Below are 25,142 nucleotides of genomic sequence, written 5' to 3'. Positions count from 1 at the left end.
ACGGGCGGCGGGCTACTTGTCGGCCCGCTGCTGCTGCTTCTTCGCCAGCAACTGATGTAGCGCCGTGACTTTCGCCGCCGCTTCGGCCGGCGGCAGATCGCCCTTCACGATGGTCTCCGCCTCGGCCAGTTTTCCTTCCAGTCCGAGCACGAGGGCCAGATTGGCCCGCACGCGCGAGGAGGCGGGGCTGCGTTCATGCGCGCGGCGCAGCGTCTCCTCAGCCCTCGGCAGATTGTTCTGCAGCATGTAGGACAGGCCGAGGTTGGACAAAACCTGCGGCTCGTCGGGCACGATCTTGAGCGCGGCGGCGTAATATTGCTGCGCTTCCTCGTTGCGGCCGAGCTGGTCGAGCGCCGCGCCCTGCGCCGACAGGATGTGCCAGTCAGGATCCTCGGGCGTGTGCGCGCGGCTTAGGACGTCGAAGGCCTGCTGGAAATTGCCGCCATCGGCGAGCGCGCGGCCATAGCCGGCGAGCAGCGCCTTGTTGCTGGGATGGGCAAGCACGGCCTGCTCCAGCACCGCGACCGCCTGCGCACGCTGGCCGGTATCGCGCAGCGCCTTGCCGTATTCGATCGCGATGGTGGGATCGCTCGGCCTGGCGCGATAGCGCTCGCGAAGTGCGTCCATGTCCGGCTTCGCATCCGCCTTGCCCGCCGATTCCGGCTTGCCGCCGAGCGCGCCGGTCACGTCCTCCAGGCTCATAGTCTGGCAACCGCCGAGGACAAGCGCCAGGAGCGCGGGAAACAGAAATCTCGCCGGGGGGCAGGCGAGGGGCGAACGCTTGGACATACTCTGATCACTCGGCGACTGATCAGAGATGCTTACCGATTAACGCTAAAGTCCCGTTAAGGACGCGTGCGCGTCTCTTGTTTGAGCATGATCTCTTTCGGATAACCGCTGCACCTTTGCGTTCGCGCGGCCCCTCGGGTCCGGATCATGCTCGTCTAGTCGGTGAATTCGGCGCCGAACTCGCAGCCGATGCGCCAGCGCAGGCGGCATTGGCGGGAATAGTCCGGCGCGAAGATGATAGTGAATTGCGGCGGCAATTCCAGGAATTCCGCCACCACTTTCACGCCCCCGTCAGAGATGTCGGTAATCGTGCAGTCCCGAGGCAGCGAGCCGGCGCCAAAATGAATCTTGGCGAGCCGCGTGCACATCCGACGTTCGCTTCTCCGGCGATTTGCAAGCATTTTGATTGTTCACTTGTTGGATCACGGCCCATCCCGCACCCCTAGGAGTAGCGGACATTCGTTGGAATGTGCTGAGGACAGCCGTTCGCATTCGAGACATAGTGTCGAGGCCGCGCTTACGCTTCGTTAGGGCTTCGGCGCGCTCAAGGGGTGTTCCCGTATTGTTCTTGCCACGGCCATTCCGCTCTGCTACCCTCGATTGTGCGAGAGGGCAGCTTGATTTCGGGCATGGTTCAGCGGGTTTCTACCGTCGCCTTTGAGGGGATCGAGGCCCGCGCGGTCGACGTCCAGGTGCAGGTTGCGCCGGGCCTGCCGGCCTTTGCCATCGTCGGCTTGCCGGACAAGGCGGTGTCGGAGGCGCGCGAGCGGGTCCGCGCGGCGCTGATCGCCTCAGGGCTGGCGCTGCCGGCGCGGCGCATCATCGTCAACCTGGCGCCCGCCGACCTGCCCAAGGAAGGCAGCCATTACGACCTGCCGATCGCGCTCGGGCTGATGGCGGCGATCGGCGCGATTCCGCCGGATGCGTTGACGGGCTTTACCGTTCTCGGCGAGCTCGGCCTCGACGGCTCGATCGCACCCGTGGCCGGCGTTCTCCCCGCCGCGATCGGCGCCAATACGCGCGAGGAAGGATTGATCTGTCCGGCGGCTTGCGGCTCGGAGGCGGCGTGGGCGAACCCGGACATCCAGATCGTTGCCGCAAGTTCGCTGATCCAGATCGCCAATCACTTCAAGGGCACGCAGGTGCTGTCGCGGCCCACGCCGAAGGTGCATGAGGCTGCCGCCTCCACGCTCGATTTGCGCGACATCAAGGGCCAGGAGAGCGCCAAGCGGGCGCTCGAGATCGCAGCCGCAGGCGGGCATCACCTCCTGATGATCGGTGCGCCCGGCGCCGGCAAATCGATGCTGGCGGCGCGGCTGCCCTCGATCCTGCCGCCGCTGTCGCCCGGCGAACTGCTCGAGGTCTCGATGATCGCCTCCGTTGCCGGCGAGATCCAAGGCGGCGCGCTACCGCGCGGCGCCCGTTCCGCTCGCCGCATCATTCCGCCAGCATGGCCGCGCTCACCGGTGGCGGCATGCGGGCAAAGCCCGGCGAAATTTCGCTGGCGCATCAGGGCGTGCTGTTCCTCGACAAGCTGCCCGAATTCGATCCGCGCGTGCTGGATTCGCTGCGCCAGCCGCTGGAGAACGGCGAGGTCGCGGTGTCCCGCGCCAATCATCGCGTGACCTATCCGGCGCGCTTCATGCTGGTCGCGGCGATGAATCCCTGCCGCTGCGGCAACGCATTCGAACCCGGCTATGCCTGCAAGCGCGGCCGCATCGATCGCTGCACCGGCGACTACCAAGCCCGGATCTCCGGCCCGCTGATGGACCGCATCGACCTGCGCATCGAGGTGCCGGCGGTCACCGCCGCCGATTTGATCCTGCCGCCAGCAGCGGAAGGATCAGCCGAGGTTGCCGCGCGCGTGGCGGCGGCGCGCGACATCCAGCTCGCGCGCTACGCCGATGCCGGCCTGCCGCGTGTCCGCACCAATGCCGAGGCGCCGGCCTCGGTGCTGGAGGAGATCGCAAAGCCAGACGCGCAAGGCGCCAAGCTGCTGCGCGATGCCGCCGAAACCATGCGGCTATCGGCGCGCCGGCTATCACCGCGTGCTGCGGGTGGCGCGCACGCTCGCCGATCTCGATGGCACCGAGAAGATCGGCCGGCTGCATCTTGCCGAGGCGCTGTCCTACCGCGCACTTGCCGAGGATGTACGCCAGATGCCGTGACCGCCTGCCACATCAACCCGGCGGTAACGAGTTTCCTTTACTCTCTGCAAACCATAAGGGCCCGCAAGTCTCCGTACCGGTTTCCCTGGGCCCGGCGAGTAGAGTGTCATGTTGCGTTTCAAGATCCTGGCCTCGGTTGTTCCCATGTTGGCGGCTGCAGTATTCGCCCGCGCAGAGATCGGATCGGTCTCGCATCCCTGCATCGCGCTTGGCGAGATCACGGTCGAGCTCACATCCCTGTTCTGGACGGCCGGCGTGCACGTCGCCTTCACCGAAGACCCGACACGGGCCACGGTGCGGGTACAGATCACCGATGATCCTGATGCCGCGGATTTCGCCGTCGTCGACGACGGCATCGGTTCGGAGCCGGATTCCTGCCAGGCCAATCCGTCGACGCGCCTCATCACAATTGCCGCGCAGCCCGTCGATGGCCGCCCTGTGATCTATCTCTCCAGCGAAGGCCCGGCAGATTACCGCATCTATGTGCGATCGAAGACGTTCTCGCAGCGCGACGCGGCAGCACTGATCGTCGGCGCTCACGGTGGCCCCCGCCACCTTCAGGCCGCCTCGCTTTGAGACGTTAACGCCTCGTCAACCCTGTTTGGCAGCAGCCCCAGAGCCTCAAGCTGTTCGCAAGGTCGGCGAGACATCGTCGCACACGGCAGTGGCGGGGTTTCGGACAAGAGTCGGGGTCGGTTGCGATGGGTCGGACGTTCCGGATCAAGGTGCAGATGCGCCGCTTCAGGCGTCGCCATCCCAGAATCGCGTTCGCGATCCGCTCGTTCGTGATCTTCTCGGCGACTTTTGGCGGCGCCTTCGGATTCATTACCGGCAGCCGGTCCGAGAATTCCGGTTACGATCCCAACGCGTTCGCGATCGGCGCGAGTTTTCTGTTCGCGCTCGCCTGCCTTGGCCTCGCCACGCTGAGCATGCGGCTGCGCTTCGTCAACAAGCGGCTGCGCACGCTGGCCACCCACAATGAAGCGCTGATCGATCGCAATTGGGAGCTGAAGGAAGCCGAAGAGCGCGCCCGCAGCCTGTTCCAACAGCAGGGCGATCTGATCGTGCTGCGCGATCATCAGGGCCGCATCACCTTTGCCAACGACGCCTATTGCGCGCTGGCTGGCCGAACGCGCAACGCACTGATCGGCACGCGCTTTGATTTCGACGTGCTGGAGCAGGGCGAAAGCGCGCGCGAAAGCACCGGCACGCGCATGCACGACCAGAAGATCGCGACGCCTGCCGGCGGACGCTGGATCGCCTGGCGCGAGGGTTTTGTGCGGCTCGATGCCGGCCAGGGGGCCGAATTGCAGAGCGTCGGGCGCGACGTCACCGACCGCACCGAAACCGAACGGGCGCTGTCGGAGGCGCGCGACCAGGCCGATGCCGCCAACCGCGCCAAGTCGCGCTTCCTGGCGATTGCCTCGCACGAGATCCGCACCCCCCTCAACGGCATCATCGGCATGGGCGGGCTGTTGCTCGACACCACGCTCACGCCCGAGCAGGCAACCTATGCCAGGGCGGTGAAGACCTCGGGCGAGGCGCTGATGGCGCTGATCGAGGAGCTGCTCGACTATTCAAAGATCGAAGCCGGCAAGCTCGATCTCGAGCAGCGCCCGTTCGCGCTCTCGACCCTCATCGAGGACATCACCGAGCTGCTGGCGCCGCGCGCGGAGGCCAAGAATCTCGAGATCGCCGCCTATGTCGACGAGCGCCTGCCGCTCGAACTCGTCGGCGACGCGGCGCGACTGCGCCAGGTGCTGCTCAACCTCGCCGGCAATGCCATCAAATTCACCGCGAGCGGCGGCGTCGCGCTGATCGTCGAGCCCGGGATATGGCCGAGCGAGATCAGCTTTCTGGTGCGCGACACCGGCATCGGCATCGCGCCCGAAGCGCAATCGCGCATCTTCCGCGAATTCGAGCAGGCCGACGAGCGCGTCGCCCGCACCTATGGCGGCACCGGTCTCGGACTTGCGATCAGCGAGCGCATCGTCAAGCGCATGGGCGGCCGCATCACGCTCACGAGCGAGCCGGGCCAGGGCTCGACCTTCGAGATTGCGATTCGGTTGACTGCATCGCAGGCCGGCACGGGGCCGACGGCATTCCCGAGCCCCGACCTCACCGGCAAGTCGATTCTCCTGATCGCCTACGGCATCGAGGCCTCGCTGATCGCGCGGCGGCTGGAGCGCTGGGGCGGCCAGATCTGCATGGTCTCGGATGCCGCCGTGGCCGAGGCGCTGCTGCCGGAACGATCGTGGCATGCGGTGCTGATCGATCGTGCGCTCGGTCCTGACGTCGCCGACCGCCTGGGCGAAGCGGCTCGCATACACGCGGCGCAGCGGCTCGTTCTGCTGACGTCGAGCTCGCGCCACGAGAAACTTTCGGCCGCCTTCACCGGCTTTCTGGTCAAGCCGCTGCGTGCCGCCTCGCTCGCCGCGCGGCTGGCGCTGGCGCCCGAAATTGTCGCACCAGATCTCGCCCCCGAGCCGCCGGTTGAGAGCACCGCCAATGCAACGCCGTCGAAAGGCCTGTCGGTCCTCGTCGCCGAAGACAACGAGATCAACGCGCTGTTGATGCGGTCGCTGCTGACGAAACTCGGCCACCGCGTCGGCATCGCGGTCAATGGCGAGGCCGCGCTGGAATCCTGGCTCGCCTCCGCATCGGCCGGCACGCCCTACGATCTCGTGCTGATGGACATCCAGATGCCGCAGCTCGACGGCATCGAGGTAACCAAGCGCGTGCGCGCGCACGAGGCAGCCACAGGCGGCCGTCACACACCAATCCTGGCGCTGACCGCCAATACGCTGGCGGAGGACCGCTATGCCTGCTTCGAGGCGGGCATGAACGGGTTTTTGATCAAGCCGCTGGACCGCGAGAAGCTGGAAGAGGCCCTGGCCGGACTGGCGGCGGCGCGGCAGATTGCGGTGTAGGGAAATCTCCACCGTCATCGCGAGCGAAGCGAAGCAATCCAGAATCTTTCCGCGGTGACAGTCTGGATTGCTTCGCTGCGCTCGCAATGACGAGCACGTTGGAACACCGTGCATCCTCCACGTCGTCCTGGTCTTCGCCACGACGACGCCAAAAATTACAACCTTCGCAGCGCCACGCTCTCCACCACGTGGTCGGGGCCCTTCTTCAGGATCAGCGTCGCGCGGGGGCGGGTCGGCAGGATGTTGTCCTCGAGATTGGCGAGGTTGGTGCGCTCCCAGATCGCGATCGCGGTCGCAGTGGCTTCCTCGTCCGACAACAGCGCGTAACGGTTGAAGTAGGATTTTGGATTGATGAACGCGGTGTCGCGCAGCGACAGGAAGCGCCGGATGTACCACTGGCGCAGCGCCGCCTCATCGGCATCGATATAGACCGAGAAATCGAAGAAGTCGGAGACGACCGGCACCGCCTTGCCGTCGCGCGGCAGCTTGCCGGTTTGCAGCACGTTGACGCCCTCGACGATCAGGATGTCGGGCTGGTCGATCTCGGCCCATTCGTTCGGCACGATGTCGTAAGTCAGATGCGAATAGACCGGCGCACGCACATGGCGGCGGCCGGCCTTGATGTCGGAGAGGAAGCTGAGCAGCAGCGGCAGATCGTAGCTCTCCGGAAAGCCCTTCTTCTGCATCAGGCCCTGCCGCTCGAGCACGGCGTTGGGATAGAGAAAACCGTCGGTGGTGATCAGTTCGACCTTCGGGCGCGGCGACCAGCGCGCCAGCAGCGCCTGGAGCACGCGGGCCGTGGTGGACTTTCCGACCGCGACCGAGCCGGCGACGCCGATGATGTAGGGCATCTTGCGGTCGCGGATGTTGAGGAACTGGCGTTCCGCGTAATACAGCCGCTGCATCGCATCGACATAGATCGACAGCAATCGCGACAGCGGCAGGTAGATGTCCTCGACCTCCTGCAAATCCAGGCGATCATGCAGCGAGCGCAGGCGATCGAATTCGCCCGGCTCCAGCGTCATCGGCGTATCGTCGCGCAGCCGCGCCCATTGCTCGCGCGTATAGATGCGGTACGGATTGTACTGCTGCTCGGGTGCGCGGATATCCATAACGCCGCCTTTCCGTTACGACCTCAGCTAACTGCCGCCCTTGCGCGACGCCTTTTCTTCCAACCCGGACATCGAGGTTCGCTTGTCCAGCGCCGCCTCGACCTCTTCCAGCTTTACGCCGCGGGCCTTGAGCAGCACAAGGAAATGGTAGAGCAGGTCGGCGCCCTCGGCGATCAGATGCGCGCGATCGTTTTCGACTGCTGCGATTACGGTTTCGACTGCTTCCTCACCGAACTTCTTGGCGCAATGTTCGGCGCCCTTGTCCAGGAGCTTGCGGGTATAGGAGCCCTCGCCGCCGGCCGCCGCGCGGGCATCGATGGTGTCGGCCAGGTCATGGATCGTGAAACGCGGCATACGGAATACTCAGAACACGCCGGGCTGGATCAGCCGGTCTCACCGGCCGATGTAGCATTTTTTGGAACTGGAGTCGTCAGGGATCGAGACGCATGGGCAGGCCGCGCCGGGTCATGTGCTCCTTGGCCTCGCGGATGGTGAATTCCCCGAAATGGAAGATCGAGGCGGCCAGCACCGCCGTGGCGTGGCCGTCGCGAATACCGTCGACGAGGTGATCGAGATTGCCGACGCCGCCCGAGGCGATCACGGGAACGGGAACGCTGTCGGCGATCGCCCGGGTCAGGGGAATGTCGAACCCCTGCCTGGTGCCGTCGCGATCCATCGAGGTGAGCAAAATTTCACCAGCGCCGAGCGAGACTACTTCTTGGGCATATTCGATGGCGTCGATGCCGGTCGAATTGCGCCCGCCATGGGTAAAAATCTCCCAGCGGTCGGAGCCACCTGGACGCTTGACCCGCTTGGCGTCGATCGCGACCACCACGCATTGCCCGCCGAATTTTTCGGCGGCTTCCTTGACGAACTCGCGCCGCGACACCGCGGCGCTATTGATCGAGACCTTGTCGGCGCCGGAGCGCAGCAATGTCCTGATGTCGTTGACCTCACGTACACCGCCGCCGACGGTGACCGGCATGAAGCAGGCCTCTGCCGTGCGCCGGACCACGTCGAGCATGATGCCGCGGTTCTCATGGGTCGCGGTGATATCGAGAAAGCAGAGTTCGTCGGCGCCGGCTGCATCATAGGCGATCGCCGCTTCGACGGGATCGCCGGCATCGCGCAGGTCGACGAAGTTGACGCCCTTGACGACCCGGCCGTCCTTGACGTCGAGGCAGGGGATCACGCGCACCTTGAACATCGGATGTCTCCTAGGCCGCGGCGCGGATCAGCGTGAGGGCCGCAGTGGGATCGAGCCGGCCGTCATAGAGCGCGCGGCCAGCAATCGCGCCGGCGAGCTTTTTCGCTCGCGGCGTCAGCATCGCCTTGACGTCTTCGATCGAGGCGAGGCCGCCGGAGGCGATTACGGGGATGGAAATCGCGTCCGCCAGTGCGATGGTGGCATCGAGGTTCAGCCCCTTGAGCAGACCGTCGCGGGCGATGTCGGTGAAGATGATGGCGGCGACACCGGCATCCTCGAAACGCTGCGCGATTTCCAGCACGGTCACCTGCGAGGTCTCGGCCCAGCCTTCGACCGCGACCTTGCCGTCGCGGGCGTCTAACCCGACCGCGACGCGGCCGGGAAATTTCTTCGCGGCAGCCTTCACCAGCTCCGGATCGCGCACCGCGGCGGTGCCGATGATGACGCGGGTGATGCCCTTGGCAAGCCAGGCCTCGACGGTGGCGAGATCGCGAATGCCTCCGCCAAGCTGCACCGGGATCTTGATCCTCTTCAGCATGCCCTCGACTTTCTGCGCATTCACCGGCTTGCCGGCGAAGGCACCGTCGAGATCGACGACGTGGAGATATTCAAAACCTTGCTCTGCGAAGCTCTGCGCCTGCGCGGCGGGATCGAGGTTGAACACGGTCGCGCGCGCCATGTCGCCTTGCTCGAGGCGCACGCACTGGCCGTTCTTGAGGTCGATGGCGGGAAAGAGGATCATGTCGCACCTTCTCCCGTTCGCCTCATGGGAACGGGGCTATCAGCTATGCACTCCGTCATTGCGAGCCACCGGGTCCGCGCGAAGCGCGGCCCGATGACAGGCTCAGCGAAGCAATCCAGACTATCTCCGCGGAAAGACTCTGGATTGCTTCGCTGCGCTCGCAATGACGAGGTGAAAACCGTTGGAGTCCTCACGGCTTCCATCGCAAAAAGTTCGAGATCAGGGCCAGCCCAAAGCGCTGGCTCTTCTCGGGGTGGAATTGCGTGCCGATGGCGGTGTCCTTGCCAACGATTGCGGTGACCGGCCCGCCGTAATCGGCGCGCGCGAGCACGTCCGCTTCATTGGCGGCATTGAGGTGATAGGAGTGCACGAAATAGGCGTGCTGGCCCTTTGGGCCGAGCGGCAGCCGCTCCAGCACCGGGTGCTCGCGCAGCACGTCGAGCGTATTCCAGCCCATGTGCGGGATCTTCAGGTTTTCGTCGCGCGGCGTGATCTTCTCGACGTCGCCGCCGATCCAGTTCAGGCCCTCGGTGATGACATGCTCCTTGCCGCGCGTGGCGAACAGCTGCATGCCGACGCAGATGCCGAACATCGGACGCGCCTTGACCCGCACCGCTTCGGTGATCGCCTCGACCATGCCGTTGACGGCGTCTAACCCGCGTCGGCAATCGGCGAAGGCACCGACACCGGGAAGCACCAGACGATCGGCGCTGTAGGCCTGGTCCGGATCGCTGGTGACGAAGACCTTTTGCGGGTTTTCCAAGCTGCGCGCGGCGCGCTCGAAGGCCTTGGCGGCGGAATGCAGATTACCGGAACCGTAATCGATGATGGCGACGCTCATCTTGACCCTCCCGGTTCTGGAAATAATCCGATTATGCCGCCCGCCGGCAGCGGCGGTGGGCTGGAGAATTGCTGGCCCGGCACGTTGCGGGTCGGCGGCGGGCCACCGCGATCGACGGCCCACTGATCGTTGACGATGCCGCGCTGCTTCTGGCTCCAGCGCTCGAAGAAGCGGCGCTCGGCAGTATCCTCGTCGTCGGCAACGACGATATCGAGCTGGCGCCATTTTCCGCGCGACAGCGTCCAGCGGCGCAAGCTCGAGGCTTCAAAACCCATCAGCAGCGCGACGATGATGTCGGCAAAGAAGATCGAGCCGCGGCCGACGCCGAGGCTGGACAGCCCGGCATTGAACGCGGCAACGAAGATCACCCAGCCGATCAGCGCCAGCCAGAGCCTGTTCCAAAGCAGCCAGATCGGACCGAACACCATCGCCCAGAAATGAAAACCGTCGCGCACGAAGACGAACTTGTCCGTGGCGCGCAGGTCATCCCCGCCGGGGGTGGGAGCATGAACCGTATAGACAGGCATAGTGATGCCCCGTTCTTCGAATTCAGTGAAACCGCAAGCGGCGCGCGCCCGCCGGAGCGAGATGTCAGCCGCCGAGCGAGCCCTTGGTGGAGGGCACCTCGCCCGCCGCCTTCGGATCGATCGCGACCGCCGCCCGCAGCGCCCGCGCCAGACCCTTGAAGCAGGACTCCGCGATATGGTGGCTGTTATCGCCATATAGGGTCTCGACGTGGAGAGTCACGCCGGCGTTCATGGCGAAGGCCTGGAACCACTCGCGCACCAGCTCGGTGTCGAACTCGCCGATCTTGTCGCGGGGGAAATCGACCTTGAACACCAGCACCGAACGCCCCGAGATGTCGATGACGACGCGCGACAGGGTCTCGTCCATGGGCATGTGGACGCCGGCATAGCGGGTGATGCCGGCCATGGTGCCGAGCGCCTGCTTGACCGCCTGGCCGAGCGCGATGCCGGTGTCTTCGGTGGTATGGTGATGATCAATGTGCAGATCGCCCACCGCCTTGACCGTCAGGTCGATGCGGGAATGGCGGGCGAGGAGATCGAGCATATGGTCGAAAAAGCCGATGCCGGTCGCGATTTTGGACACGCCGGTACCATCGAGGTTCACGGTCACCTCGATGTCGGTCTCCTTGGTCTTGCGCTTGATCGTCGCGGTGCGCATGGAAAGCTGGCTTCCAATCTGTCTTGATGCCGAAAACGCCGGTCTTTTAACAGCCAAATGACGCCTTCGCTACTGCGGGATCGCCTTGGCAGGGCGGCAGTTCGGTCTATGGTGAGCAAAATTTGGGACCGGAGCGGTTCCGTTGTGCGTCGGTTGTGCCTTGGCTCCCGACCGCCTAGATCAGGCCGGACAACGAGGTATTCCATGCAGAACCCCCAGAACAGCTCGCCGGTCTGGCACGGCACCACGATTTTGACCGTCCGCAAGGGCGGCAAGGTCGTGGTCGGCGGCGACGGTCAGGTCTCGATCGGCCAGACCGTGATCAAGTCCAACGCCAAAAAGGTCCGCAAGCTCGGCAAGGGCGACGTCATCGGCGGCTTTGCCGGCGCCACGGCCGACGCTTTCACGCTGTTTGAGCGTTTGGAAGCCAAACTCGAGCAATATCCGGGGCAATTGACCCGGGCCGCGGTCGAGCTTGCCAAGGACTGGCGCACCGACCGCTATTTGCGGCGGCTGGAGGCCATGATGATCGTGGCCGACAAGGATGTCTCCTTGGTCCTGACCGGCACCGGCGACGTGCTGGAGCCCGAGGCCGGGGTGATGGCGATCGGCTCCGGCGGCAATTACGCGCTGGCGGCCGCCCGGGCCCAGCTCGACACCGACAAGGACGCCGAGGCCATCGTCCGCCGCTCGCTCGACATCGCCGCCGACATTTGCGTCTACACCAACCGCAACGTGACCATCGAGAGCCTGGCGAGCGGCTAAGGCTAGTCTGTGACCCAACAGCGGAGCTCAGGACCGGCTGTAACCTCTCCCGCTTGCGGGAGAGGTCGCGCCGAAGGCGCGGGTGAGGGCTCTTTCCACACGGGGACTGTCCCATTGCGGAAGCACCCTCTCCCCAACCCTCTCCCGCAAGCGGGAGAGGGAGCGCAGCACCGCCGTGGTAAGTAGATGAGCGTCATTTACACCTTCCACCCGATGACGACGGCCGACCTGCCGCTGGTTCGGCGGTGGCTTGGCGAGGCGCATGTGCGGGAATGGTGGGGCGATCCGGATGAGCAGTTTGCGCTCGTGCGCGGCGATCTCGACGAGCCGGCGATGGACCAGTTCATCGTGTTGGCCGGAATGCGGCCATTCGGCTATCTTCAATGCTACAGGCTGACCGCCTGGAATACGGGATTCGGGTCGCAACCGGAGGGCACGCGTGGCATCGACCAGTTCATCGGCGAGAGCGACATGATCGCGCGCGGCCACGGTTCGGTATTCATCCGCCAGTTCGCCGATGCGCAACTGCAGCAGGGCCTGCCGCGCATCGTCACCGATCCTGATGCGCTCAACCTGCGTGCCGTGCGCGCTTACGAGAAGGCGGGCTTCGTCCGCGATCGCATGGTCGAGACGCCCGACGGCCCGGCGCTCCTGATGGTGCGCGGGCCATGACGCTGGCAACCACGCGCGAGGGCAAGGCCGCATTTCCGCCGCTCGCCTGGCTCGGCATCGCGCTGCTGCTGCTGGCGCTGCAAGCCTCGATCCTGTTCGCCATGGGGCGGGTGCCGATCTGCGCCTGCGGCTACGTTAAGCTCTGGCATGGCGTGGTGAACTCTTCGGAGAACTCCCAGCACATCGCCGACTGGTACAGTTTCTCGCACGTGCTGCACGGCTTCCTGTTCTACGGATTGACCTGGATCCTGTTCGCGCGGCTGCCGCTGCTGCGTCTTTCCTGGCCGGTACGGCTGATCATGGCCATGCTGATCGAAGGTGCCTGGGAGATCGTCGAGAATTCCCCGTTCATCATCGAGCGCTACCGCGCCGGGACCATCTCGCTGGACTATTACGGCGACAGCATCGTCAATTCGATCTCGGATACGACGTTCATGGTGCTGGGGTTTCTCGCCGCGCGCCTGCTGCCTGTCCCGGCGACCGTCGCGATCGGGCTCGCCTTCGAAGTCATGATGGCGCTCCATATTCGTGACAATCTGACGCTGAACATTCTGATGCTGATCCATCCGCTCGACGTCGTGAAACTTTGGCAATCCGGACCGCCGATCATCTGACGGCCAAAAAAGCGGCTTGTCCCGGCCCGCCTCTCACCCTAGCTAAGATCCCATGACAGACTTCTCTCCCCGCGAAATCGTTTCCGAACTCGATCGTTTCATCGTCGGCCAGGCCGAAGCCAAGCGCGCGGTCTCGATCGCGTTGCGCAACCGCTGGCGCCGGCAGCAGCTCGAAGGTTCCCTGCGCGAGGAGGTGCTACCGAAGAACATCCTGATGATCGGTCCGACCGGCGTCGGCAAGACCGAGATCGCGCGGCGGCTCGCCAAGCTTGCCAATGCGCCGTTCCTGAAGGTCGAGGCGACCAAATTCACCGAGGTCGGCTATGTCGGCCGCGACGTCGAGCAGATCGTGCGCGACCTCGTCGAGGTCGCGATCGCCCAGGTGCGCGAACGCAAGCGCAAGGATGTGCAGGCGCGCGCCCAGCTCGCCGCCGAAGAGCGCGTGCTCGACGCGCTGGTCGGGGCCAATGCCAGCGCGGCGACGCGGGAATCCTTTCGCAAGAAGCTGCGCGCCGGCGAAATGAACGACAAGGAAATCGAGATCGAGACGCAATCCTCCGGCAGCGGTTTTCCGATGTTCGAGATTCCCGGCATGCCGGGCGCGCAGATGGGCGCGGTCTCGATCGGCGATATCTTCGGCAAGCTCGGGGGCCGCAGCAAGACGCGGCGGCTGACGGTAGAAAGCTCGCACGAAATCCTCGTCAACGAGGAATCCGACAAGCTGCTGGACAACGACCAGTTGACCCAAGAGGCGATCGGCGCGGTCGAGAACAACGGCATCGTGTTTCTGGACGAGATCGACAAGATCTGCGCGCGCGACGGCCGCGTCGGCGGCGACGTCTCGCGCGAAGGCGTGCAGCGCGACCTGTTGCCGCTGATCGAGGGCACCACGGTCTCGACCAAGCACGGCGCGGTGAAGACCGACCACATCCTGTTCATTGCCTCCGGCGCCTTCCACGTCGCCAAGCCGTCCGACCTGTTGCCGGAATTGCAGGGACGGCTACCGATTCGCGTCGAGTTGCAGGCGCTGACCCGCGACGACCTGCGGCGTATCCTGACCGAGCCCGAGGCCTCGCTGATCAAGCAATATGTCGCCTTGATGCAGACGGAAGGCGTGACGCTCGATGTCACCGACAGCGCCATCGATGCGCTGGCCGACGTCGCGGTAGCCGTGAATTCGACCGTCGAGAACATCGGCGCGCGGCGGCTCCAGACGGTGATGGAGCGGGTGCTGGACGAAATCTCCTTCAGCGCACCCGACCGCAACGGCGAGACCATCCGGATCGATGCCGACTACGTGCAGAAGCACGTCGGCGACCTCGCCAAGAACGCCGATCTGAGCCGGTTTATTTTGTAATCCGCTAGGCCCGCGCTATTCATTCCGGCGTCGTCCCGGCCTAGTGCGCAATTGCGCACGGGGGGCCAGGACCCATACTCACCGGCGGTCCTTGTTGGAAATGATAGCGGCCCCAGCGTTGGCTCAAACGAAATCCTGTGGTTATGAGTCCCGGATCGGCGCTCGCTTCGGACAACGCTGCGCGTTGCCGGATCGCTTGTCCGGGACGACAGCGGAGTTTTGCGCGCCGAAGGTGCCACGTGCGCGCTAGCATCCTGCAAAATCCCTGGCGGATCCTGCTCGCGATCAACGCCGCTGTTATCATCGGCGTCTTCGTCCACAAGATTCAGCTGCCGCCCTACGTCCCCTATATCCATCTCCTCGTCGACTATCATTTCGGCTTCATCAAGCGCGCGCTGATCGGAGCGATCGTCGCGCTGTTCACCGCGAAGGTGCCGGTGTGGCTGGTGTTCGGGCTCGGCGGCGTGACATGGCTGGCCACGCTCGCTTTGTTCGCCAAACTATTCCAGAACACGTTCGGCTTCGCTGCCAAGACGTTGCCGCTGTTTACCTTCATCGCGGGCTCGCCGTTCTTCCTGAAGAACTTCATGCACACGCTCGGCCATTTCGACATCCATGGCTGCGCGCTGGCGATCATCCTGCTGTTGATGCCGGCGGGCTCCCTCCTGTTCGTGGCGGCGGCCGCGACGTTCTCGATCGTCCTGATCCTGATCCACCACATTCATCTGCTGATGTATGTGCCCACGATCATCACCATCGTCGTGATCAGGCATTACCTCGCGCACGGCTGCAATCGCACCAACGTCGCGTTCGGCGTTGTCGCACTTCTTCTTGTCTCCGCGCTGTTCTTCGCGGCGCAGTTTGTGGGGACGATGCCGATCCCGGAAGCGGATTTCGTGGCGCATCTGAAGACGCGGATGGCCGATCCGTCGCGCACCGACCTGCTGCAATTCAGCTACATCTGGTACCAGCCGCTGGCGAAGGAGATTGCCGACACCTGGGGCCGCCTGCCGCACAACATCCTCGGCGTGCCCGTATTCGCGCTGCTGATCTGGCTGCATACGCCGCTGTGGCGCTATTTTGCTAACCTCATCGGCGCGCTTGCCAGCGACATGCATCGCCGCCTGGTGATCGCGGCGCTGGTCGGCGTCAGCCTCGCCTATCTCGTGATGTTCGCGATGGTATTCGACTATTCGCGCTGGATCTCGAACTGGGCGGTCTGCATGTTCCTGATCCTGCATGCCGTGAAGATGCTGCCGGCCGCGCGGATGGTGCCGCCGATTCCGGCGGACGATCGCAAGACAAACATCTCCGGTTTGATCATCACGCTGATCCCGCGCGTCGGAATCATCCGGCCGTTCTAGAGTCTCGCAAGGACACACCTAGCTGCGGCGGCGGCAGTGCGCTCCCTCTCCCGCTTGCGGGAGAGGGGTGGGGAGAGGGTGTCTCCGCAGAGAGATTCCCAGTGAGGAAACAGCCCTCACCCGGCGCTTCGCGCCGACCTCTCCCGCACGCGGGAGAGGTTAAGGAGCCTGCGGACCGATCGAGCTCATTAAAATCTCGCCCGCCTGATTCGCACATAAAGCGCGCCCTCACCGCCATGGCCGAGACCCGCCTCCTCGAAGCCGACCACGAAGGCGCGGAATTCCGGCAGGCTCAGCCATTCCGGCACCTGGCGGCGCAGCACGCCGCTTTCGCCGCCGCTCCGTCCCTTGCCGGTGATGACGAGCACGAAGGTCAGGCCGTCATGGTGGGCGCGCTGGAGGAAGCCGGACAATGCGCGATGGGCGCGCGTCTGGGTCATGCCGTGCAGATCCAGCCGCGCCTCGATCTCGCTGCGGCCGCGCGACAGTTTTGTCCGCTCGCGCTTGCCGAGCGGCGCCAGCGGCGGCACCGACGGTCTCGCGATACGCGGTGCCGCCGCCGCAGCAACCGGCCTTGCCGGCGGCGCGGGCTTGCCGCCCGGCACTGGAGGTAAGGGTTCGGCGCGCGGCGCGGCGTGCAGTTTCGCCGCCCGGGTCTTCCTGAGCGGCTTGACCTGCTTGGCGACGAGGTCCCACAGCTCGCGGTCTTCCTGGCTCAGCGCGCGGCGGCGCGGCGAGGGACGAGTATCGAGCACGGGCGGGCGCGACGATCGCTTCATTGCTGATGGAGGCGATTTTTCGCGGGCCGGCGCGGTTCGCGGACTGGCTCGATCACAGGGCGCGGTGCCGGCAGCGGGACCGGGCCCGCAATGGCGACCGTCTCGCTCTTGCCTTGCGTCGTGGCTGCAGCGGGCGTGGCCGGCTTGGTCGGATCCTTCGCGGGATCGGTCTGCGGAAACAGCTTTGCGATCCTCTCCGACGGCCGCGGATCCGGCACTGGCAGCCTCGCGCCGCGGGCGAGGGGATCGACACCCTTCGGCACCAGCATCACGAAGTGCATGGCGTGACGCAGCCGGCCCGAGACGCGGCCGGCTTCCTGGCCTGCGCCAAAATAAAGATCGGCGCGCGCAGGTCCAATGATGGCCGAGCCGGTGTCCTGCGCGATCATCAGGCGATGGAATGGCGTCTTGGCGCGTTCGGAATCGATCGGCAGCTCGCCTTCGATGAAGAACGGCGTGCCATAGACGTGGAGCGATTTGTCAACGGCGATCGAGCGGCCGGCCGTCAGCGGAATGCCTTGCGCGCCGACGGCCTCGTCCTTGTCGGACAAATTGACTTCGCGGAAGAAGATGTAGGAGCGGTTCTGGCGGCGCAGCTCCTTGGCGCCATCGGGATTCTGCGCCATCCACTCCCTGATCTTTTGCATCGACATCTCCTCCTTCGGGATGATGCCGCGCTCGATCAGCACGCGCCCCACGGCGGTGTAGGGATAGCCGTTATAGGCGTCATAGTTGAGCCGGACCGTGGTGCCGTCGTCGAACTTGATTCGGGCCGAGCCCTGGATCTGCGCGAACAGAAGATCGGTCGGGTCCTTCAGCCAGGCGATCTCCAGTCCGCGGCCGGCAATCTTGCCGTCCTCGATCTCGCCGCGATCGTAGTAAGGCACTAGCTTGCGGCGGCCGATCTTGCGGTAGACCGGGCCCTTGTTGGGCAGGCTGACCGAGTCCTGCTTGTAGCCACGCACGAACAAGTTGGAGGGCCGGCGATAGACGGGAACGTTGTAGACATCGGTCTGCGTGCGCGAACCGTCAAGCACCGGCTCGTAGTAACCGGTCACGAACCCATCGGGCTCGCCGAGCCGCGAGATCCGCAGCGGCGCGAAATTCTCCTCGAAAAAGGCCTTCGCCCTGGCGTCGTCGGTGAGTTCGAGCGATTTGACGATACGGCAGGGCTCACTCAGCGAGGCGCCCAAAGCCTTGTACTCGATCTTGGTTTCGACCTTGGATTCAGCTGCGGCCACCTGCGCATTGATCGAACGGCAGCTGGCGCGGAAAGTCTTGTAGGCGGCGAGATGATCGTCGTCGCTCCAGCCCTTCACGTCGGCCCAGGTCAGCGGCAAATATTGCGTGCCGGGAATTTCGAACGGCAGGGGGAGCTGCGGATAGGGCAAGGCCCGCGCGGGAACGGCAGGCAATTCGGGATGATGATGGTGGCTGCGATAGTGGCGCCGCGCCGCCTCGGCGCCGAGCGAAAACGACGATAGCGCGACGACAGCGGCGCACAGCGCCGCCGCGCTCGTCTTCAAGAAAGCTTTAATTCGCGCTTCCGGTGCCAACCAGCTTCCAGTTCGGATCGCGAGAGGTGATGTCGCGGGCGAAAGTCCAGATGTCGGTGATGTCGGCGACCGTGTCGGCGCTGCCGTCGACGATGTTGCCGGCCTTGTCGCGGGTGGCCGAGATCATCTGCGAGACGAAGCGCACGGTGAGCTGTCCGGTGCGGTCGCGCAGCTCGGCGCCGACGAGCTCGGCCTTGTCGATCGAGACGAAGCGCGTCTCGGTCTTCCGCTCGTTCTTCTCGCGCTCCTTGATCGCCGCATCGAAGCTTTCATAGACCTCCGACGACAGGAGATCGCGCAGCGCCCGCCGGTCGCCATTGGCGAAGGCCAGCACGATCATCTCGTAGGCGCCGCGGGCGCCGGACAGGAAGTGCCGCGGATCGAAGGTGGAATCCTTCTCGACGATGGCGTCAAGGCCCTGCGCCAGCGCGGTGCCCGGCTCGGTCAAATCCTTCCAGCGATCGGAGGGCGGGGCCGGTTCAGTCGTCGGCGCCAGCGGGGCCTGGTCGATCACCTTGCCCGGCATGGTCACGACGTTCTTGTCCTGGGCGCCCAGCGCATTGCGGGCGGTGCGGTCGAACGGCGGCCGCTCATTGCCGGTCCGCTGCCCCAGCACACTACGCAGCCGCAGGAAGATAAAGACCGCCAGCGCTAGGAAGATGATGGTGTAGATGTCCACGTCGTATTCGCTTTCTGGTCTTTTTCAGGAGGTCACTGCCGGGAAAATCAATCCGGCCAGTAGACCGTTCCACGCGGGAACGGCAAGTCTACGTCACCATTTTGGCTCCGCGCGTTACGTCCGCCGGATGTAGGCACGAAATCTTGCCCGGCCAATGGCGCCTTTTGGCACAGAGGCGAGTGTAGCGCGTTTTATGCTTAAGGGGAAACCCGATCCTGTCCGGAAATCGCGCATCTTCAATCGTTTACGGCGCCCTTCGGCCAGGAAGCCGGCTCGAACGTCACAGTTGTGGCGACGAGCCGGCGATCCCCTCCCGGATCGTTCGTCCTTGTGGAACGAGGCGGCCCTATGTTAGCCAACCGCCGCGAAATTCAGCCCCAATCGGGTAAGGAGAGACTTTCATGACCAACGGTAACGGCACCCCTCCCGAGGCGGCCCAGGCTCCCCAGCTCAACGTGCTGGCCCAGTATACCAAGGACCTCTCGTTCGAAAACCCGAACGCGCCGAGCTCGCTTCAGTCCCAGGGCCAGCCGCCCCAGATCAACATCCAGATCAACGTCAGCGCCAATAACCTCAGCGAACAGGAGTTCGAGGTGACGCTGTCGGTCGAAGGCAAGGCCGAAACCGCGGGCAAGGTGATGTTCTCGTTCGAGCTCGCCTATGCCGGCGTGTTCCGGATCTCCAACGTGCCGAAGGAGAATCTGCATCCGCTGGTCATGATCGAATGCCCGCGGCTGTTGTTCCCCTTCGCGCGCGAGATCATCGCGACCGCAGTCCGCGACGGCGGGTTCCCGCCCCTGATGCTGGACCCGGTCGATTTCGTCGGTCTCTATCGCCAGAACATGGAGCGGCAAATGGCCGCTCAGCCGAGCGGTCAGGCCTAACCGGCCGGATTAACCGCCAGAGCCGGCAGGAACTCGTTCCAGATCGCCTTGTCGCCGAGCGTGGCGATGAAGGCCCGGTGGGCCTCGCGCTCGGCGTCCGAAATCCGCGGCGCAAGCGGCACGGCCCGCTGTCGCCGCGTGACTTCTCCGGTCGCGTTGACGCGAATCTCTTCGCTGTCCGAGGCCAGGATCAGTTGCGACTGCCGCGCCCCGATCAGATCGATATAGACTTCAGCCAGCAACTCGGCGTCGAGCAGCGCGCCATGCTTGGTGCGGTGCGAATTGTCGATCGCATAGCGCGAGCAGAGATCGTCGAGCCGGTTCGAGACGCCGGGATGCTTGCGCCGCGCCAGCAACAGCGTATCGACCAGCCGATCGCGTGGGATAGCTGCCTTCTTGATGCGGTCGAGCTCGACATTGATGAAGCTGATATCGAACGAGGCGTTGTGGATCACCAGAGGCGCATCGCCGATGAACGCGATGAATTCGTCGACGACCTCGTGAAACAGCGGCTTCGTCGCCAGAAATTCGCTCGACAGCCCGTGCACCGCAAAGGCTTCCGCCGGCATATCCCTTTCCGGATTGATGTAGACGTGAAACGTCTGTCCGGTCGGCATGCGGTTGAAAATCTCGACGCAGCCGATCTCGACCAGGCGATCGCCGCGCAGCGGATCGAGGCCGGTGGTTTCGGTGTCGAGAACGATTTCGCGCATGTTTTGACAAGCCGTGTGAGGCGGCGAATCAGGCTCGCCGCTGCGGCATCTTAACGACCTCGGCCAGGATGTCCCTGATTTGCGCGCGCACTGGTTCAAGTCCGTGTGACGTATCCACTACGAAATCGGCGCGTTTGCGCTTCTCGGCGTCGGGCGTCTGCTTGGCAATGATGGCGTCGAGTTTCACCTCGTCCATTGTGCCTCGCGCCAGCACGCGCTCGCGCTGGAGTTCCGGCGAGGTCGACACCACGACCACCGCATCGACGCGCTTCTCACCGCCGGTTTCGAACAGCAGCGGGATATCGAGAACCACGACCGGCGCCTTGGCCGCTTCTGCGTCGGCAAAGAACTTTTGCCGCGATGCGCCGAGCATGGGGTGGACGATCTGCTCCAGCTGCTTGATGGCGGCGGAATCGTGCACGACGCGCGCGGACAGTTTTTGCCGATCGACCTTGCCGTTGGCGGTGGTGCCGGGGAAGGCGGCCTCGATCGCCGGCGCCGCCTCGCCCTCATAGAGTTGATGGACGGCGGCATCGGCGTCGTAGACGGGAACGCCCGCCTCCGCGAACAATTTCGCGGTGGTGGATTTGCCCATTCCGATCGAGCCGGTCAGTCCCAGGATCCGCATCAGCGCACAGCCATCCCTGCCGTTCACACTGCAACTAACCGTTCGTGCCGCAGGAACGCAAGCAGCGGCAGCAACGGCAGGCCGAGAATGGTGAAGTGATCGCCCTCGATTCGCTCGAACAAATGGATTCCCAGGCTCTCGAGCTGATAGGCGCCGACGCTTGTCGTCACGGCGTCACCGGCAGCATCGAGATAGGCCTCCAGCTCGGCTTCGGACATCTGCCGCATGGTCATGCGAGCCACCGAGACATCCTCAAAAACAACTTTGCCGTCGCGTGCCACGGCCACGGCCGAATTCAACGCGTGGCTCTTGCCGGCAAGCTCGCGCAATTGCATCATGGCCTGAGCGCGGCCAGCAGGCTTGTTGAAAAGACGATTCCCGAGAGCCAGGGTCTGGTCGGCGCCGATCACGTAGCTTTCCGGATGATGCGCCGATACGGCCTTGGCCTTTTCACAGGCCAACAGCAAAGCTATCTCGCGCGGGCTTGAAAGCTTGGAGGCCGCCTGAATTTCGCGTTCGTCAATGTCAGCCGTAATCGCCTTGAACTCCAGCCCGGCATTGGCCAGCAGCAATTTGCGCGCTCCGCTTTGCGAGGCCAGGATCAATGGAGATTTGCCGCGCCAGAGAGCCATCGCGAAAACTTATTCCGAGGGTCGGTTGCGCTGGCGATCACTGTAAAGCTTCATGATCGCCGCGGCGGTTTCCTCGATCGACCGTCGCGTGACGTCAAGCAGCGGCCAATCGTGCTTGGCGCTCAGCTTGCGCGCGAACGCGACCTCTTCGGCCACCGCCTGCCGGTCGGTATAAGTGTCGCTGCTGGAATCGGCGCCCATGGAGAGCAAGCGGTTCTGCCGCACCTGGATCAGGCGCTCCGGCGTCGCGTGCAGGCTCACCACCAGCGGCCGGATCAGCGTTTCCAATTGCGCCGGCACGGGAATGCCCGGCACCAGCGGCACGTTGGCGGTGCGGATGCCGCGATTGGCGAGATAAATCGACGTCGGCGTCTTCGAGGTCCGGGAGACACCGACGAGCACGACGTCGGCGTCCTCGAGCCCTTCGACATGCTGGCCGTCGTCATGGATCATGGTGTAGTTCAGCGCGTCGATGCGCTTGAAATATTCGGCGTTGAGGACGTGCTGGGCGCCGACCCGGCCGGTCGTCGCTGCGCCGAGATAAGCCTCGAACAACTGCATCACCGGCCCGATGATCGACAAGCTCGGAACGTTGATGTTCTTGCACTTGTCCTCGAGCCGCGAAACCAGATCCTTCTCCAGCAGCGTGAACAGCACGATGCCGGGCGCCTCCTCGATCTCGTCGAGCACGCGATCGAGCTGCTTCTGGCTCCGCACCAGCGGATAGACATGCTCGACGGGCGTTACATTGGCGTATTGCGCGGCGACCGCACGCGCGACGGTGATCAGCGTCTCGCCGGTGGAGTCGGAGACCAGGTGCAGATGGAAATAATTGTTCGATGTCGGCACAAAAACTCTTTGTATGGAGGCGGGGCGGTTTGTGGATTTCTGTGGACCTTAACCCCTCGGAAAGGGTTGCGCGACACCACGGGCGGGATAACCGCCAATTTTGTTCACACCCCTGCCCGTCGGAACAAGTTCAGCGTCCGCGCAACGCAGAATCTGAATTGCGCGGACAACCCCGTTGATAGGCTGCCGACAGCCGTGCGCAAGCCCTTGAGGCTGGACGACTTATCCGGTCACGCCGGACCTTCGCGGGACATGTTGATGGATGTGAACAAACGCACGTGAAGTGGCGGACGGAATTGTGTGAGTCCAATTCACGGTCACTCAGACTCAAACCTTAAGATTCTAAAAGTTTTAGGTTTAGAAGAGCCGAGCGCGAGGATATGTGTGTGCGCCCGCATCTATGAATGAATTCTTACTGACGACGGTCTATCCACGATTGCTGAGCCAGAGCATTTTCGAGCGAAGTGGATCCCGCTTCGCGGCAAGAAAACGCGTCAAAACACGAAGTGGGGTTTTTTCGGCATGTACGAATGGATCAAAGCGCTGCACGTGATCGCCGTCATCTCCTGGATGGCGGGCATGCTCTACCTGCCGCGGCTGTTCGTCTATCACTGCGAGGCGGAGGTCGGCTCGAAGCAATCGGAAACCTTCAAGGTCATGGAACGCCGGTTGCTCAGGGCGATCATCAACCCAGCGATGATCGTCACCTGGCTCGCCGGGCTCTACCTCGCCTGGTCCGGCCATTGGTTCGCCTCACCCTGGTTGCACGTAAAACTGGCACTGGTCCTGGCGATGTCGGCGGTCCACGGCTTTTTTTCGCGCTGGCTGAAGGATTTCGCTGCCGACCGGCGCCCGCGGAGTCAGAAATTCTATCGAATTATCAACGAGGTGCCGACCGTCCTAATGATCTTGATCGTCATCATGGTGATCGTGAAGCCGTTCTAGGCAGCGTTCGCGATCGATCGCTCAGCGCTTCGGCTTGCGGAGTGAAGAGCGATTTTCTATATTGGCGATATCCCACCCAACGCAGGCGGATGTGGTCGTGTCCGAGCTTTCCAGAGGCCGGACGCCGCATCGGGTTTGAAGCCTCACCGGCGCTCACCTTGCCAGACCTGCGGACCTTACCTTCTCGCGTCCGCATTTCAGAGCCTCCTCGCACCCCTCCCAAGGTTACCCCACAGGACCACCCCAATGCGGGAAATTAAACTCCAGGACCTCAAGTCGAAAACCCCGGCCGAGCTCGTCTCGTTCGCGGAAGAGAACGGGGTCGAGAATGCCAGCACCATGCGCAAGCAGGAGCTGCTGTTCGCTATCCTCAAGCAGCTCGCGCTCGCGGAAACCGACATTGTCGGCGAGGGCGTCGTCGAGGTGCTGTCCGACGGCTTCGGCTTCCTGCGCTCGCCGGACGCCAATTATCTGCCGGGCCCGGACGATATCTACGTTTCGCCCTCGCAGATTCGCCGCTTCGGCCTGCGCACCGGTGACACTCTCGAAGGCCATATCCGCAGCCCGAAAGAGGGCGAGCGCTATTTTGCGCTGCTGAAGGTCAACACGCTCAATTTCGAGGATCCGGAAAAGGCCAAGCACAAGGTCAATTTCGACAACCTCACGCCGCTGTTTCCGAATCAGCGTTTCCGCATGGAAATCGATGACCCGACGCGGAAAGACCTTTCCGCAAGGGTGATCGACATTGTCGCGCCGATCGGCAAGGGCCAGCGCGCCCTGATCGTCGCGCCGCCGCGCACCGGCAAGACGGTGCTGATGCAGAACATCGCGCACTCGATCGCGCACAATCATCCCGAGTGCTATTTGATCGTGCTCTTGATCGACGAGCGTCCGGAAGAAGTCACGGACATGCAGCGCTCGGTGAAGGGCGAGGTCGTCTCCTCGACCTTCGACGAGCCGGCGGTGCGCCACGTCCAGGTCGCCGAGATGGTGATCGAGAAGGCCAAGCGCCTGGTCGAGCATGGCCGCGACGTGGTCATCCTGCTCGATTCTATCACGCGCCTCGGCCGCGCCTACAACACCGTGGTGCCGTCATCCGGCAAGGTGCTGACCGGCGGCGTCGACGCCAACGCGTTGCAGCGGCCGAAGCGCTTCTTCGGTGCCGCCCGCAACATCGAGGAGGGTGGCTCGCTGACGATCATCGCGACCGCGCTGGTCGATACCGGTAGCCGCATGGACGAAGTCATCTTCGAAGAGTTCAAGGGCACCGGTAACTCGGAACTGATCCTGGACCGCAAGGTTTCGGACAAGCGCACCTTCCCGGCGATCGACATTTCGCGCTCCGGCACCCGCAAGGAGGAGCTCATCACCGATCCGGTGTTGCTGAAGAAGATGTACGTGCTCCGCCGCATCCTGAACCCGATGGGCACGATGGACGGAATCGACTTCCTGCTCGACAAGCTCCGCAGCACCAAGAGCAATTCCGAGTTCTTCGACTCGATGAACACCTGAGTGCGGTGCAGCATTGGACGGAAGGGCGCCTTCGGGCGCCCTTTTCATTGGTGTGCCGAGCATGTTCGACAGCTTGGAGGTGGAAGTCCTTTACCCAGCCTGATGGCGGCGAAGGGTTATCGAAGCGCAAGGGCGTCATCGCGAGATGGGGTTTGAAGGAAGCGTGGAGCAAACCTGCGGCCCGATGGACAAGAACCGGATAACGAGGCCTACCCAGCC

General features: G+C 64.0%; 26 protein-coding genes and 1 pseudogene. 11 read left to right on the top strand and 16 right to left on the bottom strand.

Annotated elements, in window-relative coordinates; translation table 11 throughout:
- Positions 1–12 precede the first annotated feature (12 nt).
- Positions 13–789: a tetratricopeptide repeat protein gene (locus IVA82_RS38205; RefSeq protein ID WP_247388624.1), complete on the bottom strand. Its 777-nt coding sequence runs from the start codon at positions 787–789 to the stop codon at positions 13–15.
- Between the two features lie 155 nt (positions 790–944).
- On the bottom strand, positions 945–1,190 hold the full coding sequence (locus tag IVA82_RS38200; protein ID WP_148738150.1) for a PilZ domain-containing protein: 246 nt from the start codon (positions 1,188–1,190) through the stop codon (positions 945–947).
- 228 nt (positions 1,191–1,418) lie between these two features.
- On the opposite strand from IVA82_RS38200, the pseudogene IVA82_RS38195 reads away from it, so the two are divergent.
- From IVA82_RS38195 to IVA82_RS38185, 3 genes and pseudogenes are all read left to right on the top strand, one after another.
- Positions 1,419–2,957: pseudogene (locus IVA82_RS38195) on the top strand (YifB family Mg chelatase-like AAA ATPase).
- Between the two features lie 108 nt (positions 2,958–3,065).
- On the top strand, positions 3,066–3,533 hold the full coding sequence (locus tag IVA82_RS38190) for a hypothetical protein (RefSeq protein ID WP_247388623.1): 468 nt from the start codon (positions 3,066–3,068) through the stop codon (positions 3,531–3,533).
- A 125-nt stretch (positions 3,534–3,658) separates the two neighbouring features.
- Positions 3,659–5,887 (top strand): PAS domain-containing hybrid sensor histidine kinase/response regulator, encoded by a 2,229-nt coding sequence (locus tag IVA82_RS38185; protein ID WP_247388622.1) that lies wholly within the window; start codon positions 3,659–3,661, stop codon positions 5,885–5,887.
- Positions 5,888–6,042: 155 nt separating this feature from the next.
- On the opposite strand, the gene coaA is transcribed toward IVA82_RS38185, so the two are convergent.
- The 7 genes from coaA to hisB form a co-directional block, all read right to left on the bottom strand.
- The gene (gene coaA / locus IVA82_RS38180; protein ID WP_148744213.1) at positions 6,043–6,999 is read right to left on the bottom strand and encodes a type I pantothenate kinase; all 957 of its coding nucleotides are present in this window, start codon (positions 6,997–6,999) and stop codon (positions 6,043–6,045) included.
- 27 nt (positions 7,000–7,026) lie between these two features.
- Entirely contained in the window at positions 7,027–7,353 is a 327-nt protein-coding gene (locus IVA82_RS38175; protein WP_247388621.1) for a phosphoribosyl-ATP diphosphatase, read from the bottom strand.
- Positions 7,354–7,429: 76 nt separating this feature from the next.
- Positions 7,430–8,206, bottom strand: coding sequence for an imidazole glycerol phosphate synthase subunit HisF (gene hisF, locus IVA82_RS38170; protein ID WP_148744211.1), 777 nt, complete (start codon positions 8,204–8,206; stop codon positions 7,430–7,432).
- A 10-nt stretch (positions 8,207–8,216) separates the two neighbouring features.
- Entirely contained in the window at positions 8,217–8,948 is a 732-nt protein-coding gene (gene hisA, locus IVA82_RS38165; RefSeq protein ID WP_247388620.1) for a 1-(5-phosphoribosyl)-5-[(5-phosphoribosylamino)methylideneamino]imidazole-4-carboxamide isomerase, read from the bottom strand.
- Positions 8,949–9,138: 190 nt separating this feature from the next.
- The gene (gene hisH / locus IVA82_RS38160; RefSeq protein WP_247388619.1) at positions 9,139–9,789 is read right to left on the bottom strand and encodes an imidazole glycerol phosphate synthase subunit HisH; all 651 of its coding nucleotides are present in this window, start codon (positions 9,787–9,789) and stop codon (positions 9,139–9,141) included.
- Positions 9,786–10,316 carry a DUF2628 domain-containing protein gene (locus tag IVA82_RS38155; RefSeq protein ID WP_247388618.1) on the bottom strand — a complete coding sequence of 177 codons (531 nt, stop codon included), beginning with the start codon at positions 10,314–10,316 and terminating at the stop codon, positions 9,786–9,788. Before IVA82_RS38155 ends, hisH begins: the two co-directional genes overlap by 4 nt.
- Positions 10,317–10,380: 64 nt before the next feature.
- Positions 10,381–10,974: an imidazoleglycerol-phosphate dehydratase HisB gene (hisB, locus tag IVA82_RS38150; protein ID WP_247388617.1), complete on the bottom strand. Its 594-nt coding sequence runs from the start codon at positions 10,972–10,974 to the stop codon at positions 10,381–10,383.
- A 204-nt stretch (positions 10,975–11,178) separates the two neighbouring features.
- On the opposite strand from hisB, the gene hslV reads away from it, so the two are divergent.
- The 5 genes from hslV (at position 11,179) to IVA82_RS38125 (ending at position 15,746) form a co-directional block, all read left to right on the top strand.
- Positions 11,179–11,739: an ATP-dependent protease subunit HslV gene (hslV, locus tag IVA82_RS38145; protein WP_247388616.1), complete on the top strand. Its 561-nt coding sequence runs from the start codon at positions 11,179–11,181 to the stop codon at positions 11,737–11,739.
- Positions 11,740–11,925: 186 nt separating this feature from the next.
- Positions 11,926–12,411 (top strand): GNAT family N-acetyltransferase, encoded by a 486-nt coding sequence (locus IVA82_RS38140; RefSeq protein WP_247388615.1) that lies wholly within the window; start codon positions 11,926–11,928, stop codon positions 12,409–12,411.
- On the top strand, positions 12,408–13,025 hold the full coding sequence (locus tag IVA82_RS38135) for a DUF2585 domain-containing protein (protein ID WP_247388614.1): 618 nt from the start codon (positions 12,408–12,410) through the stop codon (positions 13,023–13,025). Before IVA82_RS38140 ends, IVA82_RS38135 begins: the two co-directional genes overlap by 4 nt.
- Before the next feature lie 52 nt (positions 13,026–13,077).
- Positions 13,078–14,382, top strand: a complete 1,305-nt coding sequence (hslU, locus tag IVA82_RS38130; protein WP_247388613.1) for an ATP-dependent protease ATPase subunit HslU — start codon at positions 13,078–13,080, stop codon at positions 14,380–14,382.
- Positions 14,383–14,621: 239 nt separating this feature from the next.
- Complete coding sequence (locus IVA82_RS38125) at positions 14,622–15,746, top strand: hypothetical protein (protein WP_247388612.1); 1,125 nt, start codon at positions 14,622–14,624, stop codon at positions 15,744–15,746.
- A gap of 188 nt (positions 15,747–15,934) precedes the next feature.
- Here the strand turns inward: IVA82_RS38125 and IVA82_RS38120 are convergent, their stop codons facing one another.
- The 3 genes from IVA82_RS38120 to IVA82_RS38110 are packed head-to-tail and all read right to left on the bottom strand — an operon-like array spanning position 15,935 to position 18,760.
- Positions 15,935–16,525 carry a Smr/MutS family protein gene (locus tag IVA82_RS38120; protein WP_247388611.1) on the bottom strand — a complete coding sequence of 197 codons (591 nt, stop codon included), beginning with the start codon at positions 16,523–16,525 and terminating at the stop codon, positions 15,935–15,937.
- On the bottom strand, positions 16,522–18,081 hold the full coding sequence (locus tag IVA82_RS38115; RefSeq protein WP_247388610.1) for an MltA domain-containing protein: 1,560 nt from the start codon (positions 18,079–18,081) through the stop codon (positions 16,522–16,524). Before IVA82_RS38115 ends, IVA82_RS38120 begins: the two co-directional genes overlap by 4 nt.
- The gene (locus IVA82_RS38110) at positions 18,059–18,760 is read right to left on the bottom strand and encodes a Tim44/TimA family putative adaptor protein (RefSeq protein ID WP_247388609.1); all 702 of its coding nucleotides are present in this window, start codon (positions 18,758–18,760) and stop codon (positions 18,059–18,061) included. Before IVA82_RS38110 ends, IVA82_RS38115 begins: the two co-directional genes overlap by 23 nt.
- Positions 18,761–19,161: 401 nt before the next feature.
- On the opposite strand from IVA82_RS38110, the gene secB reads away from it, so the two are divergent.
- The gene (secB, locus tag IVA82_RS38105) at positions 19,162–19,644 is read left to right on the top strand and encodes a protein-export chaperone SecB (RefSeq protein ID WP_148744199.1); all 483 of its coding nucleotides are present in this window, start codon (positions 19,162–19,164) and stop codon (positions 19,642–19,644) included.
- Here the strand turns inward: secB and dnaQ are convergent.
- From dnaQ to IVA82_RS38085, 4 genes are read right to left on the bottom strand one after another with little or no spacing between them, the layout of a single operon-like run.
- Positions 19,641–20,357, bottom strand: a complete 717-nt coding sequence (gene dnaQ / locus IVA82_RS38100) for a DNA polymerase III subunit epsilon (protein ID WP_247388608.1) — start codon at positions 20,355–20,357, stop codon at positions 19,641–19,643. The two genes, secB and dnaQ, sit on opposite strands and share 4 nt — an antisense overlap.
- A gap of 28 nt (positions 20,358–20,385) precedes the next feature.
- The gene (coaE, locus tag IVA82_RS38095; protein WP_247388607.1) at positions 20,386–20,985 is read right to left on the bottom strand and encodes a dephospho-CoA kinase; all 600 of its coding nucleotides are present in this window, start codon (positions 20,983–20,985) and stop codon (positions 20,386–20,388) included.
- A gap of 23 nt (positions 20,986–21,008) precedes the next feature.
- Positions 21,009–21,617 carry a Maf family nucleotide pyrophosphatase gene (locus IVA82_RS38090; protein WP_247388606.1) on the bottom strand — a complete coding sequence of 203 codons (609 nt, stop codon included), beginning with the start codon at positions 21,615–21,617 and terminating at the stop codon, positions 21,009–21,011.
- Positions 21,618–21,626: 9 nt separating this feature from the next.
- Positions 21,627–22,466, bottom strand: a complete 840-nt coding sequence (locus tag IVA82_RS38085) for a pyruvate, water dikinase regulatory protein (RefSeq protein ID WP_148744196.1) — start codon at positions 22,464–22,466, stop codon at positions 21,627–21,629.
- Between the two features lie 522 nt (positions 22,467–22,988).
- On the opposite strand from IVA82_RS38085, the gene hemJ reads away from it, so the two are divergent.
- Both hemJ and rho read left to right on the top strand, forming a co-directional pair.
- Positions 22,989–23,411 (top strand): protoporphyrinogen oxidase HemJ, encoded by a 423-nt coding sequence (gene hemJ / locus IVA82_RS38080; RefSeq protein ID WP_247388605.1) that lies wholly within the window; start codon positions 22,989–22,991, stop codon positions 23,409–23,411.
- 246 nt (positions 23,412–23,657) lie between these two features.
- Entirely contained in the window at positions 23,658–24,923 is a 1,266-nt protein-coding gene (gene rho, locus IVA82_RS38075) for a transcription termination factor Rho (protein ID WP_148744193.1), read from the top strand.
- The last annotated feature ends 219 nt before the right edge of the window (positions 24,924–25,142 follow it).

The organism is Bradyrhizobium sp. 142, assembly GCF_023074015.1.
GTDB lineage: Bacteria > Pseudomonadota > Alphaproteobacteria > Rhizobiales > Xanthobacteraceae > Bradyrhizobium.
Note: the sequence above shows the minus strand (reverse complement) of the source record. Positions and strands in the feature narration are given on the sequence as shown.